General features: G+C 68.5%; 19 protein-coding genes and 1 riboswitch. Of the genes, 11 read left to right on the forward strand and 8 right to left on the reverse strand.

Annotation, left to right across the window (positions count from 1 at the left end):
- Positions 1–3 precede the first annotated feature (3 nt).
- The 3 genes from ACFY0T_RS40160 to ACFY0T_RS40170 all read right to left on the reverse strand — a co-directional run bounded on the left by ACFY0T_RS40160 (position 4) and on the right by ACFY0T_RS40170 (position 3279).
- Positions 4–846 carry a carbohydrate ABC transporter permease gene (locus ACFY0T_RS40160; protein ID WP_388882744.1) on the reverse strand — a complete coding sequence of 281 codons (843 nt, stop codon included), beginning with the start codon at positions 844–846 and terminating at the stop codon, positions 4–6.
- Positions 843–1829 carry a carbohydrate ABC transporter permease gene (locus tag ACFY0T_RS40165; protein WP_388882747.1) on the reverse strand — a complete coding sequence of 329 codons (987 nt, stop codon included), beginning with the start codon at positions 1827–1829 and terminating at the stop codon, positions 843–845. Before ACFY0T_RS40165 ends, ACFY0T_RS40160 begins: the two co-directional genes overlap by 4 nt.
- A 166-nt stretch (positions 1830–1995) precedes the next feature.
- Positions 1996–3279 (reverse strand): extracellular solute-binding protein, encoded by a 1284-nt coding sequence (locus ACFY0T_RS40170; RefSeq protein WP_388882750.1) that lies wholly within the window; start codon positions 3277–3279, stop codon positions 1996–1998.
- A 415-nt stretch (positions 3280–3694) separates the two neighbouring features.
- On the opposite strand from ACFY0T_RS40170, the gene ACFY0T_RS40175 reads away from it, so the two are divergent.
- The 10 genes from ACFY0T_RS40175 (at position 3695) to ACFY0T_RS40220 (ending at position 16761) form a co-directional block, all read left to right on the forward strand.
- A complete protein-coding gene (locus ACFY0T_RS40175; RefSeq protein ID WP_388882753.1) occupies positions 3695–4459 on the forward strand; it encodes a GntR family transcriptional regulator in 765 nt (254 codons plus the stop codon).
- 256 nt (positions 4460–4715) lie between these two features.
- Entirely contained in the window at positions 4716–6884 is a 2169-nt protein-coding gene (locus ACFY0T_RS40180; protein WP_388882756.1) for a carbon starvation CstA family protein, read from the forward strand.
- Positions 6856–7068 (forward strand): YbdD/YjiX family protein, encoded by a 213-nt coding sequence (locus ACFY0T_RS40185; RefSeq protein ID WP_388882759.1) that lies wholly within the window; start codon positions 6856–6858, stop codon positions 7066–7068. Before ACFY0T_RS40180 ends, ACFY0T_RS40185 begins: the two co-directional genes overlap by 29 nt.
- Before the next feature lie 108 nt (positions 7069–7176).
- Positions 7177–7440, forward strand: coding sequence for a DUF3311 domain-containing protein (locus ACFY0T_RS40190; RefSeq protein WP_388882762.1), 264 nt, complete (start codon positions 7177–7179; stop codon positions 7438–7440).
- On the forward strand, positions 7437–9047 hold the full coding sequence (gene mctP / locus ACFY0T_RS40195; RefSeq protein ID WP_388882765.1) for a monocarboxylate uptake permease MctP: 1611 nt from the start codon (positions 7437–7439) through the stop codon (positions 9045–9047). The genes ACFY0T_RS40190 and mctP overlap by 4 nt, the downstream gene beginning before the upstream one ends.
- 374 nt (positions 9048–9421) lie before the next feature.
- Entirely contained in the window at positions 9422–9940 is a 519-nt protein-coding gene (locus ACFY0T_RS40200) for a GNAT family N-acetyltransferase (protein ID WP_388882768.1), read from the forward strand.
- A gap of 65 nt (positions 9941–10005) precedes the next feature.
- Positions 10006–10178: riboswitch (cobalamin riboswitch) on the forward strand.
- 105 nt (positions 10179–10283) lie between these two features.
- On the forward strand, positions 10284–12659 hold the full coding sequence (locus ACFY0T_RS40205) for a ribonucleoside-diphosphate reductase subunit alpha (RefSeq protein ID WP_388882771.1): 2376 nt from the start codon (positions 10284–10286) through the stop codon (positions 12657–12659).
- Between the two features lie 122 nt (positions 12660–12781).
- On the forward strand, positions 12782–13738 hold the full coding sequence (locus ACFY0T_RS40210) for a ribonucleotide-diphosphate reductase subunit beta (RefSeq protein ID WP_388882964.1): 957 nt from the start codon (positions 12782–12784) through the stop codon (positions 13736–13738).
- A gap of 381 nt (positions 13739–14119) precedes the next feature.
- Positions 14120–16186 carry a putative Ig domain-containing protein gene (locus tag ACFY0T_RS40215; RefSeq protein WP_388882774.1) on the forward strand — a complete coding sequence of 689 codons (2067 nt, stop codon included), beginning with the start codon at positions 14120–14122 and terminating at the stop codon, positions 16184–16186.
- 101 nt (positions 16187–16287) lie between these two features.
- Positions 16288–16761 (forward strand): hypothetical protein, encoded by a 474-nt coding sequence (locus tag ACFY0T_RS40220; protein ID WP_388882777.1) that lies wholly within the window; start codon positions 16288–16290, stop codon positions 16759–16761.
- On the opposite strand, the gene ACFY0T_RS40225 is transcribed toward ACFY0T_RS40220, so the two are convergent.
- Positions 16722–16925: a hypothetical protein gene (locus tag ACFY0T_RS40225; protein ID WP_388882780.1), complete on the reverse strand. Its 204-nt coding sequence runs from the start codon at positions 16923–16925 to the stop codon at positions 16722–16724. The genes ACFY0T_RS40220 and ACFY0T_RS40225 overlap by 40 nt on opposite strands.
- Before the next feature lie 94 nt (positions 16926–17019).
- Here ACFY0T_RS40225 and ACFY0T_RS40230 point away from each other — a divergent pair, with 94 nt between their 5' ends.
- Complete coding sequence (locus ACFY0T_RS40230) at positions 17020–17985, forward strand: GlxA family transcriptional regulator (RefSeq protein ID WP_388882783.1); 966 nt, start codon at positions 17020–17022, stop codon at positions 17983–17985.
- A gap of 69 nt (positions 17986–18054) precedes the next feature.
- Here the strand turns inward: ACFY0T_RS40230 and ACFY0T_RS40235 are convergent, their stop codons facing one another.
- The 4 genes from ACFY0T_RS40235 to ACFY0T_RS40250 form a co-directional block, all read right to left on the reverse strand.
- Positions 18055–19434 carry a cytochrome P450 gene (locus tag ACFY0T_RS40235; RefSeq protein WP_388882786.1) on the reverse strand — a complete coding sequence of 460 codons (1380 nt, stop codon included), beginning with the start codon at positions 19432–19434 and terminating at the stop codon, positions 18055–18057.
- On the reverse strand, positions 19431–20516 hold the full coding sequence (gene cyc1 / locus ACFY0T_RS40240; protein ID WP_388882789.1) for an epi-isozizaene synthase: 1086 nt from the start codon (positions 20514–20516) through the stop codon (positions 19431–19433). The genes ACFY0T_RS40235 and cyc1 overlap by 4 nt, the downstream gene beginning before the upstream one ends.
- Positions 20517–20835: 319 nt before the next feature.
- The gene (gene def / locus ACFY0T_RS40245) at positions 20836–21486 is read right to left on the reverse strand and encodes a peptide deformylase (RefSeq protein WP_388882792.1); all 651 of its coding nucleotides are present in this window, start codon (positions 21484–21486) and stop codon (positions 20836–20838) included.
- 111 nt (positions 21487–21597) lie between these two features.
- Positions 21598–22578 carry a tetratricopeptide repeat protein gene (locus tag ACFY0T_RS40250; protein WP_388882795.1) on the reverse strand — a complete coding sequence of 327 codons (981 nt, stop codon included), beginning with the start codon at positions 22576–22578 and terminating at the stop codon, positions 21598–21600.
- Positions 22579–22780: the final 202 nt, after the last annotated feature.

Below are 22780 nucleotides of genomic sequence, written 5' to 3' on the forward strand. Positions count from 1 at the left end.
GCGTTATCCCTTCACGGCGCCCGCGGTCAGCCCCGCGGCCATCTTGCGCTGGACGATGAGGAACAGGACGACGATCGGCACGGCCATCATCGTGGCACCGGCCATCATCGGGGCGTACTCGGTGCCGTGCTTGGTGGTGAAATTGCCGAGCCAGACGGTGGCGGTCTGGTTCTTCTGGCTGAGCAGCATGAGGGCGTAGAGGTATTCGTTCCACGCCTGGATGAAGCCGTAGACGGAGGTGGCGACCATACCGGGGGCGAGGAGCGGGAAGACCACGCGGATGAAGGCGCCCGTGCGGCTGCAGCCGTCGACCATCGCCGCCTCCTCCAGCTCCTTCGGGATGTTGACGATGAAGCCGCGCAGCGTCCACACCGTGAAGGGGAGGATGAAGGTCAGATACGTGATGATCAGGCCCGAGAGCTTGTCGTACTGATCGAGGTCGTTCAGCAGCAGGAAGACCGGGATGATCATGGCGACCAGCGGGACCATCTGGACCGCCAGGATGCCGACGATCACGATCTTCCGGCCGCGGAAGGCGAAGCGGGAGATGGCCAGCGCGGCGAGCAGTCCGACGACCACGCCGATCACGACCACCGCCAGGGACACGACGAGGCTGCGGCCCACCGGCCCCCAGAAGTCGGCGATGTCCAGCGCCCGGCGGAAGTTGTCGAGCGTCACCCCGGTCGGGAAGAGGCTCGGATCCGGGTCGATCGCGTCCTTCGCCGGCTTGAAGGCCGTGTTGAGCATCCAGTAGAGGGGGAAGCCGGCGGTGACGAAGACGAGAAGGCCGACGAGGTTCCAGCCGAGCCTCGACCTGCGGCGCGCCCCAGGAGCAAGCGTGCTCATTCGACCTCTCCGATCTTCAGCATCTGGCGCATGTAGACGGCGACCACGCCAAGGAGCAGCAGCACGGTCAGCAGGGCGATCGCCGAGCCCTGCGCGTAGTCGTTGACCACGAACGCGCGGTCGTACGAGTAGGTGTTGAGCACCTGGAACTCCGCCTCCGGATGGCCGTTGCGCATCACGAAGACCTGGGGGAAGACGCCCATGTCCCAGATCACCGAGAGGGTCGTGAGCATCACGACGATGGGCTTGAGGATCGGCAGCGTGACGTAACGGAAGACGCCCCAGGCGCCCGCGCCGTCGAGGCGGGCCGCCTCCTCCAGCTCCTTGGGCACCTGTGTGAGTCCCGCGCTGAGCGCGATGACGACGAACGGCACCGCGCCCCACACCACCAGGAGCATGATCACGGCCAGGCCCTGCGGCCCGCTCGCGAACCAGTTGTGACCGATCATGTCGACGCCCGGCAACTTGCTGAGCAGCGCGTTGAAGACGCCGTAGTCGGAGTCGAAGAGCCACTTGAAGACCGTGGTGGCCACGATGATGGGCATGCCCCAGCTGGCCACCAGCACGATGTTGATGAGCGTCTTCACCCAGCCCGAGACCCGCTGGAGGAGCAGCGCGATCAGCATGCCGACGACCATCGTGAAGACGACGGCGCCGCCCGCGAAGACGATCGTGCGGACGACCACCGTCCAGAACTCGCTGTCCCCGAGGATCTTGCTGAAGTTGTCGAAGCCGACCGACTCGGCCGGCTGGAAGCCCCAGAGCTGGGACTGGCCGAACTTCTGGAAGGACAGGGTGACCAGCCGGACCAGCGGGTAGCCCATGACCAGGGCGAGGATCAGCAGACAGGGCGCGAGCAGCAGCCACGGGGTCGAGGCCCCGCCCGATGTCCGCGTTCTGCGGGGCGCGTCCGGGACGTCCGGTGGCGGCGCCTGCCGCGGCGGCGGCACCTTGGCAGGGGTGGTCGTGTCTGCGGCACTCATCGCGCGCTCCTCAGCGGTCCCTCTGGTCGTACGGAGGCGAAGCCCCGCACGGGCGTACGAAGCGAACCCCGCACGGCCGCACGCAGGCCGAACCGCGCACGGTCGTACGAGAAGCAGGGCCCCGCCCCCGCATACCCCCCGGGGTCAACAGGGCCCTGCGCTCAGGTCACTTGGTGTTGATGACCTTGTCGATCGCGGCGTCCGCGTCCTTCGCGGCGGCCTCGACCGACTTCTTGCCGGTGCCGATGTTCTGCAGCATGGTCTGCAGGACCTGGGCCTTCTCGACCTGGCCCCAGCCCGGTGCCATCGGGACGAACCAGTTGGACTCGGCCGCGGTGGCCGGGACCGCCGTCGCCGGGTCGTTCTTCAGGGTGGCGAGGTCGGTCTTGTTGTTGGGCAGGTTGCCCTTGCCCATCAGGCCCTTCTGGCCCTTGGCGCCCGTGAAGGCGTTGATCCACTCGGCGGCGACGGCCTGCGCGTCCGACTTCACCGGTACGGCGAGGTCGGAACCGCCGAGGAAGACCGGGAGGTTCTTGCCGGACGGGCCGGGCATCACGAAGTTCTCGAGGTTGCCCTTGAGCTTGCCGGTCTTGTCGTTCTTCGGGTCCTCGGAGGTCGCGCCCTCCCAGGCGGCGCCGAAGATCATGCCGGACTTGCCCTGACCGTAGACGATGTAACGGTCGGACTCGTCCTTGGTCTTGTCGCCGTGCATGTACGTGTCGACGACGTTCTTGAACTCCTTGAGGCCCTTGATCGACTCGGGCGAGGAGAGGTTGGCCTTCCACTGGCCGCCCTCCTCCTTGGCGATGGAGCCGCCGGCGTCGTAGACGAAGGACGTGGCCGCGTACCAGTCGCGGGTGGGCTGGTACCAGGCGCTGAACTTGTTGCCCTCCTTCTTCTGGATCTTGTCCAGGGCGGAGGTGAGCTCCTTGTACGTCTTCGGCGTGGACTTGACGCCGACCGAAGCGGCGAGGTCCTTGCGCCAGTTGCCGACGCGGCCGCCGGCGTAGTACGGCACGCCGTAGGTCTTGCCGTCGTAGGTGACGGAGGCCTTGAGGCCGTCCAGCCAGGCGTCCGAGTTCTCGAACTTCGACGCGTCGAGGGGAGCGAAGGCGCCCTTGACCATGTAGCCGAGCATCTCGGTGTTGCCCATCTCGACCACGTCGGGGGCCTTGTCGGTGGCGAGGACGGCGTCGAGCTTGGTGTTCTTGTCCGGCCAGCCGTAGTACTCGTGGTTGATCTTGATGCCGGGGTGCTTCGCCTGCACGGCCGCGTCGGCGGCCTTGACCAGCTCCGGCCAGTTGTTCTGCGCGTCGACGGTGAGCCAGACGGTCAGCTCCTTGGCATCCGCGCCCTTGTCCGACCCCCCGGACTTGTCACTGTCCCCGCACGCCGCGATGGAGACCATCATGCCCGCGATACCGATCGCGGCTATCAGCTTGCGCTTCACGCCACCCTCCTCAGGGATGCCAGAAACCCCCCTGGCCGGGACCCAGTCCTCAATGGTGTAGACCAGTACGGGGAGCTTGGCCTAGACCTAGTGGGGTGTCAAGGAGTTCGAGTGCCCTCCGGCCGTCCGTTATGGGACCTACATATGCAGGGACCTTTAAGTAGGTAAGCGGCAGAACGGGCAGGCCAGTTCACGCGCGCCCGACTGGACCACTTCAGCGCGGTGGACTAGACCAAGGCGAACACCGACGGTATATAGGGGGGATCACGGAGCGTGCGGGGAACGCCGCCATGAACGTGCGGGAACACTCGCACGTGGACCGCGGGGGCACTCGCACATGAAGCCGTGCCACGATGTGAGCCGTGGCCGATGGGGATGTCGGTCGCTTCGGCATCCGGAGCCGGGAAGGCAGAGCATGAGCACCGACGTCAGCAGTGCGGAGAACGAGGGTGGGGCCCCCATCCGTACCGCGCGCGTGCCCAAGTACTACCGCTTGAAGAAGCACCTGCTCGACATGACGGAGACACTGCCGCCCGGCACGCCGGTGCCGCCCGAGCGCACCCTCGCCGCCGAGTTCGACACCTCGCGCACCACCGTGCGGCAGGCCCTTCAGGAGCTGGTGGTCGAGGGCCGCCTGGAGCGCATCCAGGGCAAGGGCACATTCGTCGCCAAGCCCAAGGTCTCCCAAGCCCTCCAACTCACCTCGTACACCGAGGACATGCGCGCCCAGGGCCTCGAGCCCACCTCGCAGCTGCTGGACATCGGCTACATCACCGCCGACGAGACCCTCGCCGGGCTGCTCGACATCTCGGCGGGCGGGCGGGTGCTGCGCATCGAGCGGCTGCGTCTGGCGAGCGGTGAGCCGATGGCGATCGAGACGACCCACCTGTCCGCGAAGCGCTTCCCGGCGCTGCGCAGGTCGCTCGTCAAGTACACCTCCCTCTACACCGCGCTCGCCGAGGTGTACGACGTCCATCTCGCCGAGGCCGAGGAGACCATCGAGACCTCGCTGGCCACCCCGCGCGAGGCCGGACTGCTCGGCACCGACGTCGGCCTGCCCATGCTGATGCTCTCCCGGCACTCGCTCGACAAGCAGGGCGAGCCGGTGGAGTGGGTGCGGTCGGTGTACCGCGGGGACCGCTACAAGTTCGTGGCGAGGCTGAAGCGGCCCGCAGAGTAGAGCGAGGGCGAGCTGCGGGACCGGCCGGGGGTACGGGGGTTGCCCCCCGAAAGAACGCAGCCGTGGCGAGGCTGAAGCGGCCCGCAGAGTAGAGCGGAGGCGAGCTGCGGGACCGGCCGGGGGTACGGGGGTTGCCCCCCGAAAGAACGCAGCCGTGGCGAGGCTGAAGCGCCCGCAGGAATAGGCCACTTGGGGTAGTGCGGCTCCGCTGGTTGCTCTACGGTCCTCCCGTCACCCATGGACGGGAGGACGACCCATGCGCACCGAAAGCCCCGAAACGGCATCCCCTCGCAAGGCAACTCCCCGCACCATCGCCCTCTGGACCCTCGTCGCGCTGATCGGCGCGGCCGGCTGGTCCGTGCTCGCACTCGCACGGGGCGAGAACGTGTCGGCGGCCTGGATGGTCGCCGCCGCGCTCGGCTCGTACGCCATCGCCTATCGCTTCTACGCGAAGTTCATCGCGTACAAGGTGCTCAAGGTCGACAGGACCCGGGCCACCCCGGCGGAACGGCTGAACAACGGCATCGACTTCCATCCGACGGACCGGCGCGTGCTGCTCGGCCACCACTTCGCGGCGATCGCGGGCGCGGGCCCGCTGGTCGGGCCGGTCCTGGCGGCGCAGATGGGCTACTTGCCCGGCACCATCTGGATCATCGTCGGCGTGATCTTCGCGGGCGCGGTCCAGGACATGGTGGTCCTGTTCTTCTCGACCCGGCGGGACGGGCGGTCGCTCGGCCAGATGGCCCGCGAGGAGATCGGCCCGTTCGGCGGCGCCGCCGCACTGCTCGCCGCCTTCGCCATCATGATCATCCTGCTCGGCGTGCTGGCACTGGTCGTCGTCAACGCGCTCGCCGCCTCCCCCTGGGGCACCTTCTCCATCGGGATGACCATCCCGATCGCCCTGCTGATGGGCTTCTACCTGCGGGTACTGCGGCCCGGGCGGGTCACCGAGGTCTCCCTGATCGGCGTCGCGCTGCTACTGCTCGCCCTCGTCGCGGGCCGCTGGGTCGCCGAGTCCTCCTGGGCCGACACCTTCACCCTCGCCCCCTCCACCCTGGTCATCTGGCTGGTGGCGTACGGCTTCATCGCCTCGATCCTGCCGGTGTGGATGCTGCTGGCCCCCCGCGACTACCTCTCCACCTTCATGAAGATCGGCACGATCGCGCTGCTCGCGCTCGGCGTCGTCATCGCGCTGCCGACGCTGAAGATGGACGCGGTCACGGAGTTCGCCAAGCGCGGCGACGGCCCGGTCTTCGCCGGCTCACTCTTCCCGTTCGTCTTCATCACGATCGCCTGCGGTGCCCTGTCCGGTTTCCACTCGCTCATCTCGTCCGGCACGACGCCCAAGATGATCCAGAAGGAGACCCAGGTCCGGATGATCGGATACGGCTCCATGCTGATGGAGTCGTCGGTCGCGATCATGGCCCTCGTCGCCGCGTGCATCATCGACCCGGGCCTGTACTTCGCGATGAACGCGCCGGCGGGCGTCATCGGCACCACCGTGCAGTCCGCCTCGGAGGCGGTCGGGCACATGGGGTACGTGATCTCCCCCGACGACCTGGCCCGGGCCGCACACCGGGTCGAGGAGCAGACCCTGCTCTCCCGCACCGGCGGCGCGCCCACGCTCGCCATCGGCGTCTCGGAGATCTTCTCGAAGGTCACCGGCGGGAGCCTGCGCGCCTTCTGGTACCACTTCGCGATCATGTTCGAGGCGCTGTTCATCCTGACCGCGCTGGACGCGGGCACGCGCGTGGGCCGGTTCATGCTCCAGGACATGCTGGGCAACGTCTACCGGCCCTTCAAGAACGTGAGTTGGAAGCCGGGACTGGTCATCACCAGCGCGATCGTGACGGGCCTGTGGGGCTACTTCCTCTGGGTCGGCGTCCACGAACCCCTCGGCGGCATCAACCAGCTGTTCCCCATCTTCGGCATCTCGAACCAGCTGCTCGCCGCGGTCGCCCTCGCCGTCTGCACCACCCTGCTCGTGAAGTCCGGACGCCTCAAGTGGGCCTGGATCACCGGCATTCCCCTCGTCTGGGATGCCACGGTGACGCTCACGGCCAGCTACCAGAAGGTGTTCTCCAGCGATCCACGCGTGGGCTTCTTCAAGCAGCGCAGCGTCTACCAGGACGGCATAGACGCCGGAAAGGTCCTGCCACCGGCCAAAACCATGGACGACATGCACACGGTGGTCACCAACTCCACGGTGGACGGCGTCCTTTCAGCGGTCCTGGCCGTCCTCATCGTCGTAGTGATCGCGGACGCGGCCCGGGTGTGCGTCCGGCACATACGCCGCCCGGCCCTCTCCACTCTCAGCGAGGCGCCGTACGTGGAATCGAAGATCGTCGCCCCGGCCGGGCTGATCCCGACCAAGGAGGAGAAGGCGGAGGAGCCAGATGCGATCGGCGCTGAAGCGAGCGGTTAGCCGCGCGGGAAGGAGCATTCGCTGGTACGTACGGGAGCTGACGGATGAATCCGCATATGACCGCTATGTCGCACATATACGGAAAGACCATCCGGACGCACCAATACCCTCCCGCCGTGAGTTCGAGCGGGCGCGCACGGACCGTCAGGAGGCGGACCCCCGACAGGGCTTCCGTTGCTGTTGAGTTGCTCTTGAGGACCGAAAGGCGGACGGGGGGTTCCGCTTTCAGGGAACCGTCGCCTAGATTGCCTGCGCGTTACACAGGTGATCAGTGAGGGGACGGAACCGCCGTATGTCAGATGTGCCCGAAGTGAAGCCACCGGCGGTGACGCCGGTCCGTGTCGTGATCGCCCTCTGTCTGCTCGCCCCGTTCGTGGCGATGCTGTGGGTCGGCTCGTACGCGAAGACGGACCCTGCCTTCATAGGCATCCCGTTCTTCTACTGGTACCAGATGCTCTGGGTGCTCATCTCCACGGCGCTCACGATGATCGCGTACAAGCTGTGGCAGCGTGACCAGCGCGCCCGCGCTACCGCGAAGGGCGGTGTCGAGGCATGAAGGACGGCGTGAACGGCGTAGCACTCGCCGTCTTCATCTTCTTCTTCCTGGCCGTCACGGTCATGGGCTTCCTGGCCGCGCGCTGGCGCAGGGCCGACGACGAGCACAGCCTCGACGAATGGGGCCTGGGCGGGCGGTCGTTCGGCACCTGGATCACCTGGTTCCTGCTCGGCGGCGACCTCTACACGGCGTACACCTTCGTCGCCGTACCGGCCGCCATCTACGCGGCGGGCGCGGCCGGCTTCTTCGCCGTGCCGTACACGATCCTGGTCTACCCGCTGATCTTCACCTTCCTGCCCCGCCTGTGGTCGGTCTCCCACAAGCACGGATACGTGACGACGTCGGACTTCGTACGCGGCCGCTTCGGCTCGAAGGGCCTGTCCCTCGCCGTGGCCGTCACCGGCATCCTGGCGACCATGCCGTACATCGCACTCCAACTGGTCGGCATCCAGGCCGTGTTGGACGTCATGGGCGTAGGCGGCGGCGAGAACACGAACTGGTTCGTGAAGGACCTCCCCCTCCTCATCGCCTTCGGCGTACTGGCCGCGTACACCTACTCCTCGGGCCTGCGCGCCCCGGCCCTGATCGCGTTCGTGAAGGACACCCTGATCTACATCGTGATCGCGGTGGCCATCATCTACATCCCGATCAAGCTGGGCGGTTTCGACGAGATCTTCAAGGCGGCGAGCGACAAGTACACGGCAGCAGGCGCCGGCGGAATCGTCCCCGCCGAAGCAGGCCAGTGGACGTACGCCACCCTGGCACTCGGCTCAGCGCTGGCACTCTTCATGTACCCGCACTCGATCACGGCGACGCTGTCGAGCCGCAGCCGCGACGTCATCCGCCGCAACACCACGATCCTTCCCCTGTACTCCCTGATGCTGGGCCTGCTCGCCCTGCTCGGCTTCATGGCGATCGCGGCCGGCGTGAAGGTCACGAACGGCCAACTCGCGATCCCGCAGCTCTTCGAGACCATGTTCCCGGACTGGTTCGCGGGCGTGGCCTTCGCGGCCATCGGCATCGGAGCACTCGTCCCCGCCGCCATCATGTCCATCGCGGCGGCGAACCTCTTCACGCGCAACATCTACAAGGACTTCATCAAGCCCGACGCGACCCCGCAGCAGGAGACCAAGGTCTCCAAGCTGGTCTCGCTCCTGGTGAAGGTGGGCGCGCTGGTCTTCGTCCTCACCATGGACAAAACAGTCGCGATCAACTTCCAGCTCCTCGGCGGCATCTGGATCCTCCAGACCTTCCCGGCCCTGGTCGGCGGCCTGTTCACCCGCTGGTTCCACCGCTGGGCGCTCCTCGCGGGCTGGGCCGTCGGCATGCTCTACGGCACGTTCGCCGCGTACGGGGTCGCCTCCCCGACGCAGAAGCACTTCGGCGGCAGCGCGAAGGAGATCCCCGGGATCGGGGAGATCGGCTACATCGGCCTGACGGCGTTCGTGCTGAACCTGGCGGTGACCGTCGTCCTCACCTTCGCCCTCCGGGCGTTCAAGGCCCCCGACGGCGTCGACGAGACGTCCCCGGCGGACTACACGGCCGACGCGGGCGACCCGGGGGTCGAGGTGGAGCTTCCGCCGGCCACGGCCGGCGCGGCTCACTAGGCACCCGGCGCCGGGTAGGGGCGGGTGGGTTTTTCGCCCCCTCCGCCCCTACCCGTCCCGTATCTGGGGGCTCCGCCCCCAGACCCCCGTATCGGCTTGAACGGCCTCGTCCTCAAACGCCGGACGGGCTGAAGAACGGACGCACCCGCGGCCGCTCACCGGCGTAAGGGGACGTGCCGGAACGTCCGCCCGCAGCGGATGGCGCGTCACCGCCGGGCCCCTTCCAACCCGACCGATTCCGCGCCAGACCGAGGACGGATGCTCCGGCACGGCCCCGACCCACCACCGGGCCGCACGCGCGGACGCCACAAGACGGGGTCCCCGGACAAATATCCGGCGGCCCGTCGCCGTGCCCGTCAGGCACACTCCCCCGCATGGACATCGCAATCAGGCGGGCGCAGCCCGCAGAGTACGACACCGTCGGCGAGATCACCGCACAGGCCTACCTCGGAGACGGCCTGCTCGACTTCGGCGAGAGCGACGAGTACCTGGGAGAGCTGCGGGACGTGGCCAAGCGGGCCGCCTCGGCCGACGTACTCGTCGCGGTGGCCCAGGACCGCGTACTCGGCGGCGTCACCTTCGTACCGCAAGGCGGCTCCATGGCCGACATAGCCCGCCCCGGCGAGGCCGAGATCCGCATGCTCGCGGTCTCACTCGAGGCCCGCGGCAGAGGCGCAGGCGAAGCCCTGGTCCGCGCCTGCGTGGACCGCGCACGCGCCACGGACGGCTGCGTCCGCATCGTCCTCTCCACCCAGCGCACCATGCACGCAGCCCACCGCATCTACGAACGCCTCGGCTTCACCCGCACCCCCGACCGCGACTGGAACCCCATCCCGGACATCGACGACATCCTGCTGCTCACCTACGAGTTGACGCTCCGACACACTGCGTAAGCAGACTCCATAGGCACCCCCAACGCCCACACGACACAACATGTGGGGGCGCTCCCGCAACCCGACACAAGATGTATGCTCATGCTCGCTGTCGCCGCAGGGGAATCCGGTGCGAATCCGGAACTGTCCCGCAACGGTGTACTTGTGCGTGTTCGCGTACCCGCCTGCACGTACTCGTTTCAGTCCGAGGACCTGTCGACAGCGCGCCCGGCCACCCGGCCCGGGCGCCGACGACGTCCGGGCCTCGTGGAATGGGCCGGTGGACGCACGCGTACCCGCAACCGGTGTCCGCGCGCCCCGCTGCCCTCCTCAAGGCCCCGTGCCGAGCGAGGGAGAGCCCCACGTGACCATCGCGCCAGCCGATCCGGCGACAGCTTCCGCTTCCGTGCAGCAGGCCCCGGTGGAGACGGACGGTCCCGGTACCGCGCTGCTGCGGACCCTGACCGACCTCACCGCCGACCTCCCCGACGCCGACCCCGGCCGGGTCGCCGCCGCCGCGCTGCGCGGCCGGTCCGCCCGCGCGGACGAGACGGAGCTGCGCGAGCTGGCCACGGAGGCGGCAGCGGGCCTCATCTCCGAGGACCCGGCGTACTCGCGGCTGGCCGCCCGGCTGCTGACGATCAGTATCGCGGCGGAGGCCGCCTCGCAGGGCGTCACGTCCTTCTCCGAGTCCATCGCCGTCGGCCACCGCGAGGGCCTCATCGCCGACCGCACGGCCGAGTTCGTACGCCTGCACACGGCCCGCCTGAACGACCTCATCGACGTCGCCGCGGACGACCGCTTCGGCTACTTCGGCCTGCGCACCCTGCACAGCCGCTATCTGCTCCGGCACCCGATCACCCGCAAGGTCATCGAGACCCCCCAGCACTTCATGCTGCGGGTGGCGTCCGGTCTCGCCGAGGACGACACGACCCGTTCCGTAGACGAAGTGGCCGCGCTCTACCGGCTCATGAGCCGCCTCGACTACCTCCCCTCCTCCCCCACGCTCTTCAACTCCGGTACGCGGCACCCGCAGATGTCGTCCTGCTACCTCCTCGACTCCCCACTGGACGAGCTGGACTCCCTCTACGACCGCTACCACCAGGTGGCGCGCCTGTCGAAGCACGCGGGCGGCATCGGCCTGTCGTACTCCCGTATCCGCTCGCGCGGCTCGCTGATCCGCGGCACGAACGGGCACTCCAACGGCATCGTCCCGTTCCTGAAGACCCTCGACGCCTCGGTCGCGGCCGTGAACCAGGGCGGCCGGCGCAAGGGCGCGGCCGCCGTCTACCTGGAGACCTGGCACTCCGACATCGAGGAGTTCCTGGAGCTGCGCGACAACACCGGTGAGGACGCCCGCCGTACGCACAACCTGAACCTCGCGCACTGGATCCCGGACGAGTTCATGCGCCGGGTGAACGCGGACGGCGTCTGGTCCCTCTTCTCCCCCTCCGACGTACCCGAGCTGGTCGACCTGTGGGGCGAGGAGTTCGACGCCGCGTACCGCAAGGCGGAGGAGGCGCGTCTCGCCAAGAAGACCATCCCGGCCCGCGACCTGTACGGCCGCATGATGCGCACCCTCGCGCAGACCGGCAACGGCTGGATGACGTTCAAGGACGCCGCCAACCGCACCGCCAACCAGACGGCCGAGCCGGGCCATGTGGTGCACTCCTCGAACCTGTGCACCGAGATCCTGGAGGTCACGGACGACGGGGAGACGGCGGTCTGCAACCTGGGGTCGGTGAACCTCGGCGCATTCGTCATCGGCGACGACATCGACTGGGAGCGGCTGGACGAGACGGTCCGCACGGCCGTCACCTTCCTCGACCGCGTCGTCGACATCAACTTCTACCCGACCGAGCAGGCGGGCCGCTCGAACGCCAAGTGGCGCCCGGTGGGCCTCGGCGCGATGGGCCTCCAGGACGTCTTCTTCAAGCTCCGCCTGCCCTTCGACTCGGCCGAGGCCAAGGCCTTGTCCACCCGTATCGCCGAGCGCATCATGCTCGCCGCGTACGAGGCCTCCGCCGACCTCGCCGAGCGGGGCGGCCCGCTGCCGGCCTGGGAGAAGACCCGTACGGCCCGGGGCGTGCTGCACCCCGACCACTTCGACGTCGAGCTGACCTGGCCGGAGCGCTGGGCGGCCCTGCGGGAGCGTATCGCCGCGGTGGGCATGCGCAACTCGCTCCTCCTCGCGATCGCGCCCACCGCCACCATCGCCTCCATCGCGGGCGTGTACGAGTGCATCGAGCCGCAGGTGTCGAACCTCTTCAAGCGCGAGACGCTCTCCGGCGAGTTCCTCCAGGTCAACTCGTACCTGGTGAACGAGCTGAAGGAGCTGGGCGTCTGGGACGCCCGTACCCGCGAGGCGCTGCGCGACTCGAACGGCTCGGTGCAGAACTTCGCCTGGATCCCCGAGGACGTACGGGCGTTGTACCGCACGGCGTGGGAGATCCCGCAGCGCGGCCTCATCGACATGGCAGCCGCCCGCACCCCGTTCCTGGACCAGGCCCAGTCCCTGAACCTCTTCCTGGAGACGCCGACCATCGGCAAGCTCTCCTCGATGTACGCGTACGCCTGGAAGTCGGGCCTGAAGACGACGTACTACCTGCGCTCCCGCCCGGCGACCCGCATCGCCCGCGCGGCCCAGGCGCAGACCCCCATCCCCGTACAGGCGACTCCCGACGAAGACGCCGTCGCCTGCTCCCTTGAGAACCCCGAGTCCTGCGAGGCCTGCCAGTAATGACCGCCCACCCGTCGCCCGACCACCACCCCTCAACGACGGCGCTGCGCGCCGACACCTCCTCCTCGGAGAAGACCGAGAAGAACCTTCTCGACCCGGGCTTCGAACTCACCCTCCGCCCCATGCGCTACCCGGACTTCTACGAGCGCTACCGGGACGCCATCAAGAACACCTGGACCGTCGAGGAGGTCGACCTCCACTCGGACGTCGCCGACCTCGCGAAGCTGACGCCCGCCGAGCAGCACCTGATCGGCCGTCTGGTCGCGTTCTTCGCGACGGGCGACTCGATCGTGGCGAACAACCTGGTGCTGACGCTGTACAAGCACATCAACTCCCCCGAGGCGCGGCTGTATCTCTCCCGCCAGCTCTTCGAGGAGGCTGTGCACGTCCAGTTCTACCTCACCCTGCTGGACACCTACCTCCCCGACCCGGAGGACCGCGCCGCCGCGTTCGCCGCCGTCGAGAACATCCCCTCCATCCGCGAGAAGGCCGGGTTCTGCTTCAAGTGGATGGACTCGGTGGAGAAGCTGGACCGCCTGGAGAGCCAGGCCGACCGCCGCCGCTTCCTGCTCAACCTCATCTGCTTCGCCGCGTGCATCGAGGGGCTCTTCTTCTACGGGGCCTTCGCGTACGTCTACTGGTTCCGCAGCCGGGGTCTGCTGCACGGCCTGGCGACCGGTACCAACTGGGTGTTCCGCGACGAGACGATGCACATGTCCTTCGCGTTCGAGGTCGTCGACACGGTCCGCAAGGAGGAGCCGGAGCTCTTCGACGACCAGCTGCAGCAGCAGGTGACGGACATGCTGCGGGAGGCCGTCGAGGCCGAGCTGCAGTTCGCGCGCGACCTGTGCGGTGACGGTCTGCCGGGCATGAACACCGACTCGATGCGGCAGTACCTGGAGTGCGTCGCCGACCAGCGCCTCCAGCGGCTGGGCTTCGCGCCGGTGTACGGCTCCGAGAACCCCTTCTCCTTCATGGAGCTCCAGGGTGTCCAGGAGCTGACCAACTTCTTCGAACGGCGCCCGTCCGCGTACCAGGTCGCGGTCGAGGGCACGGTCGATCTCGACGAGGACTTCTAGGAGTTCGAGCACTTCTGACGCCGCGTCACCCATGACGTACGGATGATGCCGGGCCGCGAGCGCGCGGCCCGGCATCATCGCGTCTCACCCATGGAGCGTCCATGGGCCGTCCATGGACCACCTATGGGTCGGCAAAGTCCTTCTGGCACAGCTGTTCCCACGCCTTCGGCCCCGGCTACGTTCGGGCCGTCCTGACAAGTCGCGCACAGCGGCATGACAGGGGTCTATTTGGCATGCCCACGACACTTCCCAGCCTTCGTGCTACGCGCGTCACGGGCCTGCCACGCAACGCCGAGAACCCCACTCCCGGCTGTGGAGCCGCGCACGGCCCTACCCCGGCCCGCGCGGCACCGGCCTCGAACCGATGGAGGCACCACCCCCATGCGTGAGATACGCTCCGCCAGACCCGTCCGGAGACTGCGAAGACTCCTGACCGCCGCCCTCCCCGCCCTCGCCCTCGGCGTCGCCGGGTTCGCCGCGGCCCCGCCCGCCGATGCGCAGCCGACACCCACCGCGCACGTCTCCCGGGCCGCCCAGAACGCGAAGGCCCTGACGTCACCCGCCGCCCAGGCCGTCCACTCCACGGGCAAGGCCGGCCAGAAGGTGCCCACCCAGCACCTGTGCGGCACCCCGACCCCCGGTCACGCCGCCTGCTTCGCCCAGCGGCGCACCGACGTCCGGCAGCGGCTCGCTTCGGCGCTGGCCGCCGCGCCCTCCGGTCTGAGCCCGGCCAATCTGCACAGCGCGTACGCCCTCCCGTCGACCGGCGGCTCGGGCCTGACGGTCGCGGTGGTCGACGCCTACAACGACCCCAACGCCGAGGCGGACCTGGCCACTTACCGCTCGACATACGGTCTGTCGGCCTGCACCAAGGCCAACGGCTGCTTCAAGCAGGTCAGCCAGACCGGCTCGACCACCTCGCTGCCGTCGAACGACACCGGCTGGGCGGGCGAGGAAGCGCTCGACATCGACATGGTCAGCGCGGTCTGCCCCAACTGCAACATCATCCTGGTCGAGGCCAACTCCGCGACCGACTCCGACCTCGGCACCGCCGAGAACGAGGCCGTGGCGCTGGGCGCCAAGTTCGTGTCCAACAGCTGGGGCGGCGACGAGTCGTCCTCTCAGACCAGCGAGGACACCTCGTACTTCAAGCACCCGGGCGTCGCCATCACCGTCTCCTCCGGTGACTCCGCCTACGGCGCCGAGTACCCGGCGACCTCCCAGTACGTGACGGCCGTCGGCGGCACCGCGCTGTCCACGTCCTCCAACTCCCGCGGCTGGACCGAGTCCGTGTGGAAGACCAGCAGCACCGAGGGCACCGGCTCGGGCTGCTCCGCGTACGACCCGAAGCCGAGCTGGCAGACCGACACCGGCTGCGGCAAGCGCATGGAGGCCGACGTCTCCGCCGTCGCCGACCCCGCGACCGGCGTGGCCGTCTACGACACCTACGGCGGCTCCGGCTGGGCGGTCTACGGCGGTACGAGCGCCTCCGCGCCGATCATCGCGGGCGTGTACGCGCTGGCCGGCACCCCGGGCTCCAGCGACTACCCGGCGAAGTACCCGTACTCCCACACCGCGAATCTGTACGACGTCACCAGCGGCAACAACGGCTCCTGCTCGACCTCGTACTTCTGCACCGCGACCACTGGCTACGACGGCCCGACCGGCTGGGGCACCCCCAACGGCGCCACCGCCTTCGCGTCCGGCAGCAGCAGCGGCAACACCGTGACTGTCACCAACCCGGGCAGCCAGTCCACCGCGACCGGCGGCTCGGCCAGCCTGCAGATCTCGGCCTCCGACAGCGCGGGGGCCACGTTGAGCTACAGCGCGAGCGGCCTGCCCACCGGTCTGTCGATCAACAGCTCGACCGGGCTGATATCCGGCACGGCGAGCACGGCGGGCACGTACAGGGTCACCGTCACCGCGTCCGACAGCACGGGCGCCTCCGGCTCGGTGTCCTTCACCTGGACCGTCAGCACCTCCGGCGGCGGCACCTGCACCTCGGCGCAGCTGCTCGGCAACCAGGGCTTCGAGTCGGGCAACACCACGTGGAGCGCGAGCAGCGGTGTCATCACCAACTCCAGCAGTGAGGCGGCGCACGGCGGCTCGTACTACGCCTGGATGGACGGCTACGGCTCCACCCACACCGACACGCTGTCCCAGTCCGTGACGATCCCGTCCGGCTGCAAGGCCACGCTCACCTTCTACCTGCACGTCGACACGGCCGAGACCAGCACCAGCACGGCCTACGACAAGCTCACCGTCACCGCCGGCTCCACCACGCTGGCGACCTACTCCAACCTCAACAAGGCTTCCGGCTACGCCCAGAAGACCTTCGACCTGTCCTCCTTCGCCGGCTCCACCGTCACGCTGAAGTTCAGCGGCGTCGAGGACTCCTCGCTCCAGACCAGCTTCGTCGTGGACGACACCGCCCTGACGACCAGCTGACGCAGAAAAGCCCTGGCCGCCGTCGCGGCCAGGGCTTTTCCACGCCCCGACATGGATCCTGATCCGCGGATGGCACGTCCAAGGTGCAAGGAGGCCACCCCATGCACCGTCCCATGCACCGTACGATCCACCGCCGGACCCTCGCCCTCGCGGCACTGACGCTTCTCCTCGCCGCGGGCTGCGGCACGCAGAACGGAGGCGACGCGGGCGGCAGCGGCACCGTGTCGCCGTCCCCCACGACATCCCGGAAGGGCTGTACGGAGGCCAAGGCGCAGCTCAGTGCCGCCGACACCGGCCACACGTTCTGCCTGACGACGGGCGATGTGCTCCGCATCAGCCTGGACGGCACCACCAGCCGGCCCTGGGCGCCGGTCAAGGTCAGCGGCAGCGGCCTGGAGGCCACCAACAGCGGCATCGTCCTGCAGGCGGGCGACGCGTCCTCCGCCTTCAAGGCGGTCTCGGCGGGGACGGCACAGCTCACCTCGTCCCGCCCGCTGTGCCCCAGCGACCCGGCGCGGATCTCGTGCAAGGGGCTTCAGGAGTGGACGGTCACGGTGGTGGTGACGAAGCCGTGAGGGCGGGAGGGGCGGTCGCCTTCCGGGCGGGCGGGCCGGGCCGCCTTGAGCTGACGGTCGATGCGCCGCTCGTGGGCGAGCCCGATCAGTGAGGGGAGAGCCACGACCGCGAAGATCCCAAGGACGGTCAGGATGCCGACGAGGTTGTCCATGAGTGTGTTCATGGACACCACTGTCGCGCCGATGACTCCTTACCGTCAGTGGCAGGACTGCCGCACACCCTCGAATTACTGCCACTTCCGAGGCACACTGGAGAACATGCTCAAGAACGTGGCCGCCGTCCTGCTCAACGGTGTACATCCCTTCGAACTCGGCGTCGTCTGCGAGGTGTTCGGCCTCGACCGCAGCGACGAGGGGCTGCCCGTCTACGACTTCGCCGTCGCCTCGGCCGAGGGCCCCACGCTCGGCACCCATGTCTCCGGCTTCACGGTCTCCACCCCGCACGGCCTCGACCGGCTCGACGACGCCGACCTGGTCGTCGTACCGGCCGGGGACACCTACGCCGTACGCGACTATCCGCCTGAGCTGCTCGACGCGCTGCGCCGGGCCGTCGCGCGGGGCGCCCGGGTGCTCAGCGTCTGCTCGGGTGCTTTCGTGCTGGGCGCGGCCGGCCTCCTTGACGGGCGGCGCTGCGCGGTGCACTGGCATCACGCGGAGGAGCTCGCCCGGCAGTATCCGCGGGCGATCGTCGAGCCGGACGTGCTGTACGTCGACGAGGGCCCGGTGATCACCTCGGCCGGCACCGCCGCCGGCATCGACGCCTGCCTCCACCTCGTGCGCAAGGAGCACGGCCCGGAGGTCGCCAACGCCATCGCCCGCCGCATGGTCGTCCCGCCGCACCGCGACGGCGGCCAGGCCCAGTACATCGAGCGGCCACTGCCCCGCTCCCGCTGCGACACGGTAGGCGAGGTGCTGGTGTGGATGCAGCAGCACCTCGACGAGGAGGTGACCGTCGAGCAGCTCGCGGCCCGCGCCCACATGTCGCCGCGCACCTTCGCGCGCCGCTTCCAGCAGGAGACGGGGACGACTCCCTACCGCTGGATCCTGCGCCAACGGGTATTGCTGGCACAGGAGTTGCTGGAGGCCACCGACGAGACGATGGACACGATCGCGGGCCGCGCCGGGTTCGGCAACGCGGCCGCGCTGCGCCATCAGTTCGTACGGAGTCTGGGGACGACCCCGCAGGCGTACCGGCGCACGTTCAGGGGCCCGCGGGCTGCCTGAACGCGCACCAGCAGGCACGAGGGGCCGGAGCCTGTCCGAGGAGCATGCCGGACGGGTCCCCGGGGTCGCTCAGCGCGGCTCGGCCTTCAGCAGCAGCTTGTGCGGCCGCAGGGTGATGCCGACGCGGGTCGCGTCCTTGGAGCCCGGCACCTGTTCGAAGCGCCACCGGGACGCCACGGTCGCCGTGATCAGACTGAGCTGGGCCATCGAGAAGTGGTCACTCGGGCACTTCCGGTTGCCCACACTGAACGGGCGCATCGCGTACTTCGGTATGTCCTTGGACCGTTCCGGAAGCCAGCGGTCGGGGTCGAAATCCAGGTGCTCCTGGTACGACCGGGGATCGCGCTGGATCGCGTACGGGCTGTAGACGATGTCGGCACCGGCCGGAATGCGATAGCCGCCCAGCTCGGTTTCGGTCACCGCGCGCCGCGTCAATATCCATACGGCGGGGCGCAAACGCAACGTCTCGACGACGACATTGTTCGTGTGCGACAGCTTGCGGACGTCGTCGAATCCGACGGGCCGGCCGCCCGCGACGGATTCGACCTCCTTGCTCACCTTGTCCGCCTGTTCTGGGTGTTCGGTGAGGACTTGCAGGAGCCACATGATCGTGGACGCGATGGTTTCGCTGCCGGGGGTGAGTATGGCTACGACTTGGTCGTGGATCTCCTGCTCGTCGATGGGGTCGCCGTTGTCGTCCTTCGCTTCGAGCAATGCCGTCAGCAAATCGTCCGGCTTTTGACCAGATGCCCGCCGCTCGTCGATGATCTCGTCGACGAGGTCATGCAAATCGGCCAATGCGCGGTCGAATTGACGGTGCGAGGGAAGCGGCAGCCGATAAAGCGGTCCCGCCGGGATCACCATGCGCCGGTACATACCGCGGAACACGGCGCCGAGCGCGATGCTCAGCCGCTCGGCCCGCTCGTCCATGAACTGGCCGCGCAGCAGACAGCGGGCCGCGATGCGGACGGCGACGCGGAACGACTCCGAGGTGCAGTCGATCGTCTTCCCCGGCACCATGCGCTCCGCGAACGCGCGTGCCTCCTCCTCCATGATCGGCCCGTACTCGTGGATGATGTCGGCCCGGAACGCGGGCTGGATCGTCCGCCGCTGGCGCCGGTGCTGTGGCCCGTTGGCGGTGGCGACCCCCTTCTTGCCGAGCAGCCCTTCGAGGGACTCCCACAGGGGGCCGCCGATCTCGTAGTCGGGGTTGAGCGCCAGTGCCCCGGTGAGATCGGGGGTGGTGACGGCGTACACCGTCTTGGGGCCCAGCTTGAGCCGGACGACGTCGCCGTGGTCGCGCAGTTGGGCCAGGAAGCCCAGCGGGTCGCGGACCAGTTTCCAGCCGTGGCCGAGACCTGGCACGCCTCCTCCCGCGAGGGGCGGGGTGGACAGCTCCAGCACCTCAGGTACCTCAGGTACCTCAGGTCGCACAGACTCGACGGTCATTTCTCACCTGCCGCTTCATTGTTGACGTACGGGGGTGTGGAGCGGTCGTCCCAGCTGTCGACCATGTACCGGCCCGACTCGTGGTGGAACCAGTACACGGAGCTGAACCAGTTCCGCATATTGCCGAGGCATGCCTTCACGGCGACGCTGCATTCCTTGCCCTGCACGGTCCCGTCCGCGAGAGTGTCGGCGAGCCGTAATACGTCCTTTTCGGCGACAAGGAATTCATTGATGGATTCCTCGACCCGGCGCCGCACTTCCGTGACGGCCCCTTCGAGGGTCAGTCCCTCATGGTGAATGAGACTGATTCCGAGATTGTGGACTTCGTCGCCCGCTATTTCCTTGGGGAGCGAGCAGAGGTCGTTGTACCAGGCGGCGAATTCCTGGCTGAGCAGGGCCGCCCTCCGATATGCGGGGTGATTCCGCACGGCGGCGGGGAGTTCGTACCCCGCGCTGGGTTCCAGGAGGTCGGTCCAGATCCAGTGCGCGAACGTCAGCCGGCGGAGTTCGAGATACTCCTCGACCGTGGGGACGGTGCCCGAGGCGCGATTCCGGAACTCCCGGTCGTATGCCTCGATCACCGCATGGAAATGGAGCGCGAACCGCTCGTTCCACTTCTTGCTGAGGAACGAGTACAGCCGCACCATGCTGTCGGCGAACCCCGCGACCAGGGGATCCTGGTGGTGCAGATGGTCCCTGGGGGAGTCGAGGGCCGCGTGCAGCTGGAACCTGAGCCTCCGCCAGGCGTCCGTGCGGCCGTGGATGACGTCGCGGTCGTGGCGGTCGTCCCAGACGAAGAACCACGCGCTGTAGTCGGCTATCGCCTGCATGACCTCGTCGGGGGCGCCTATGTAGTAGCCCGCCATGAGGTCCGTGTAGCACAAGCCGTCGGCATATTCCTCGACCTTGTCCGCCGGCATCAGCCGTTTTTCGAGGAGCCAGGTCCTGGTCTTCTCCTGGAGCCTGGGCCAATACGGGTGCAGTTGTCGGGGAAACGCAGCCTCGATCACCGGGAGAGAGAGCGCCGGTGGAACCGCGACCGCTGTTGACGTCGATGAAGTGCTCTGTGAGAAAGCATGCACGAACAAACCCCTCTCAGCCGCCTGTTGACGCTGCGCCCCTCCCGCTGTGCCGGGCGTGCGCCGTTGCGTATCCCCGCACTTCCCATTCAGCACCACAACTGACCATTCTGGGAACGGATTTGCTCCACTCACTACCCCATGGTGCCGAGAATCTCCCCTTGTGTGACTGAATATGGATCACTGAAGGAGCACAAGGGATCGAACGTGCGACGTACACACGAACGGCGCCTGGTCAGGAGATACCTGGCCAGACGCCGTGCAAGGAGATCAAAGAGGGAGACTCACGAGAGATCGCGAGCCCCACCTGTCATTTTCTGTCTCAGTCGTTCGCCACGATCGGGTAGCGGGGCTCGTTCTCGGCCATCTGCCGCAGCGCGTCCTTGCGCTCGCGCTTGGAGAGCCGGTCGATGTACAGGTAGCCGTACAGGTGGTCCGTCTCGTGCTGCAGGCAGCGGGCGAAGTAGCCGGTGCCGCGCACCTTGATCGGGTTGCCCTTCTCGTCCTGCCCGGTGACCTCGGCGTAGTCGGGGCGGGCCAGCGGCGCGTACGCGGTCGGCACCGAGAGACAGCCCTCGTTGCTGTCGTCCAGCCGGCGCTGCTCGGCGGGCAGCTCGACGAGCACGGGGTTGCAGACGACACCGACGTGCCGCTTGCCCTCGTCGTCCATGCAGTCGTAGACGAAGACCTTCAGGTCGACGCCGATCTGGTTGGCGGCCAGGCCCACGCCCTCGGCGGTGCGCTGGCTGGCGAACATGTCGGCGACCAGCTGGTCCAGCTCGTCCCCGAAGTCGGAGACGTCCTTGCACTCCTTGTGCAGCACCGGGTTCCCGACGACCGTGATGGGCCGCGAGGTGCCGCGCTCGCGGTAGGCCGCCTCACGCTCCTCGCAGTCCTCGGTGTCGATGACGAAGCCCTCGTCGTCCACGGGGAGCACGCCCGCGTGCTGCTGATCGGTGTCCTGCTGCGCCATGACCGACGTACGCCTTCCTGCGCTGTGTCTTTCCGGGGGACAACCCCCGGACCCCCGGCAGAAAACTTTTGGTGGGCCGGAGAATTCCGCTGCATAGCCTACGTGCAGGACTCAGCAGACCTCTTCCAGATCCCGCCAGTCCCGGGAGTCCGGGCTGTCCGCGACCCAGCCGTCGAGCAGGCCGCGCACCAGCGCGGCGGGCGCCGCGAGCCCACACTCCCGCTCCGGCACCCACAGCTGCCCGTCGGTGCGGTGGCCGAGCGGCCCCGGGTGGCCGGGCTCGCTGTGGTCGTGCGGGTCCAGGTGCTCGCCGTCGCCCTCGTCGGACGGCATCCGGGACTCGGAGCACATCCGGCAGAGCAGCCGTACGGAGGACGACCAGTCCTCGGCGGCGAAACCGGCGTCGGCGGCGAGCTGCTCCAGCGCGTCCCGGTCGTCCTCGGTGGCCGCCTCCAGCAGGACCACCCAGGTGGGGACGGGCGAAGGCGCCCACAGCTCGATTTCGTCGAAGACCGGATAGGCGTGCCCGGCAGCGGTGGTCCGCTCCCCATGCGGCACGCCGTCGTGCAGCACGACCTCGCCCCAGCGCCGCCCGGAGGACGGCAGCGGAATGGACAGCACCTCGATGCGGGCGGGATCGAGCCTGCGCCCCCACACGACCTCGGCCTCACCCTCGGGTGACAGCCGTACGGCCGCGCTGCCGAGGTCCATGCCCACCGGTTCCCCGGAGACGGCGGCGCCGCCGGGCACCCGCAGCCCGTACGCCTGCCAGGCGCGCCGGGCCAGCGGCCAGTCCTGCAGGGCGGTGGCCGCGATGCCCACGTTCCACCAGTCGGGCGCCCCGGTCTCCCGGTCGAGCAGGGCGACGGCCCTGAGGCCGGCCGCCCGGGCCTGCTCCCAGTCGTGCCGGAACTTGTGCAGCAGGGCCAGGTTGAACCAGGACTCGGACAGCCACGGCTCCAGGTCCGCGGCGCGTGTCAGCAGCGCTCCCGCGTCCTCGTACCGGCCGTCGCCGATCAGCGTGAACGCACGGTCGGTGGCCTGCCGCCATGAGGCGGAGGGCCGATGCCGTCCCTTGCCGAAGATCCTCACGATTCCCGCCTGCCAGTTCCTTGCGTTTCCCGCCTGCCGGTCCCTCGAAGAGTCCCTTGAAGACAGCGCAGCCCCGGGCTGGCCCGTGCCCCCGAACACCCTCTCCCTCGCATCCAACCACGGACCGTCGGACGGGCGCTCATTACCCATGGGTTACCCAGCCAGGGGCAGCGTAAGACCGCCCACCCGTCTCCCACCACCA

The organism is Streptomyces sp. NPDC001530, from assembly GCF_042894545.1.
In the GTDB taxonomy this organism is placed as follows: Bacteria; Actinomycetota; Actinomycetes; order Streptomycetales; family Streptomycetaceae; genus Streptomyces.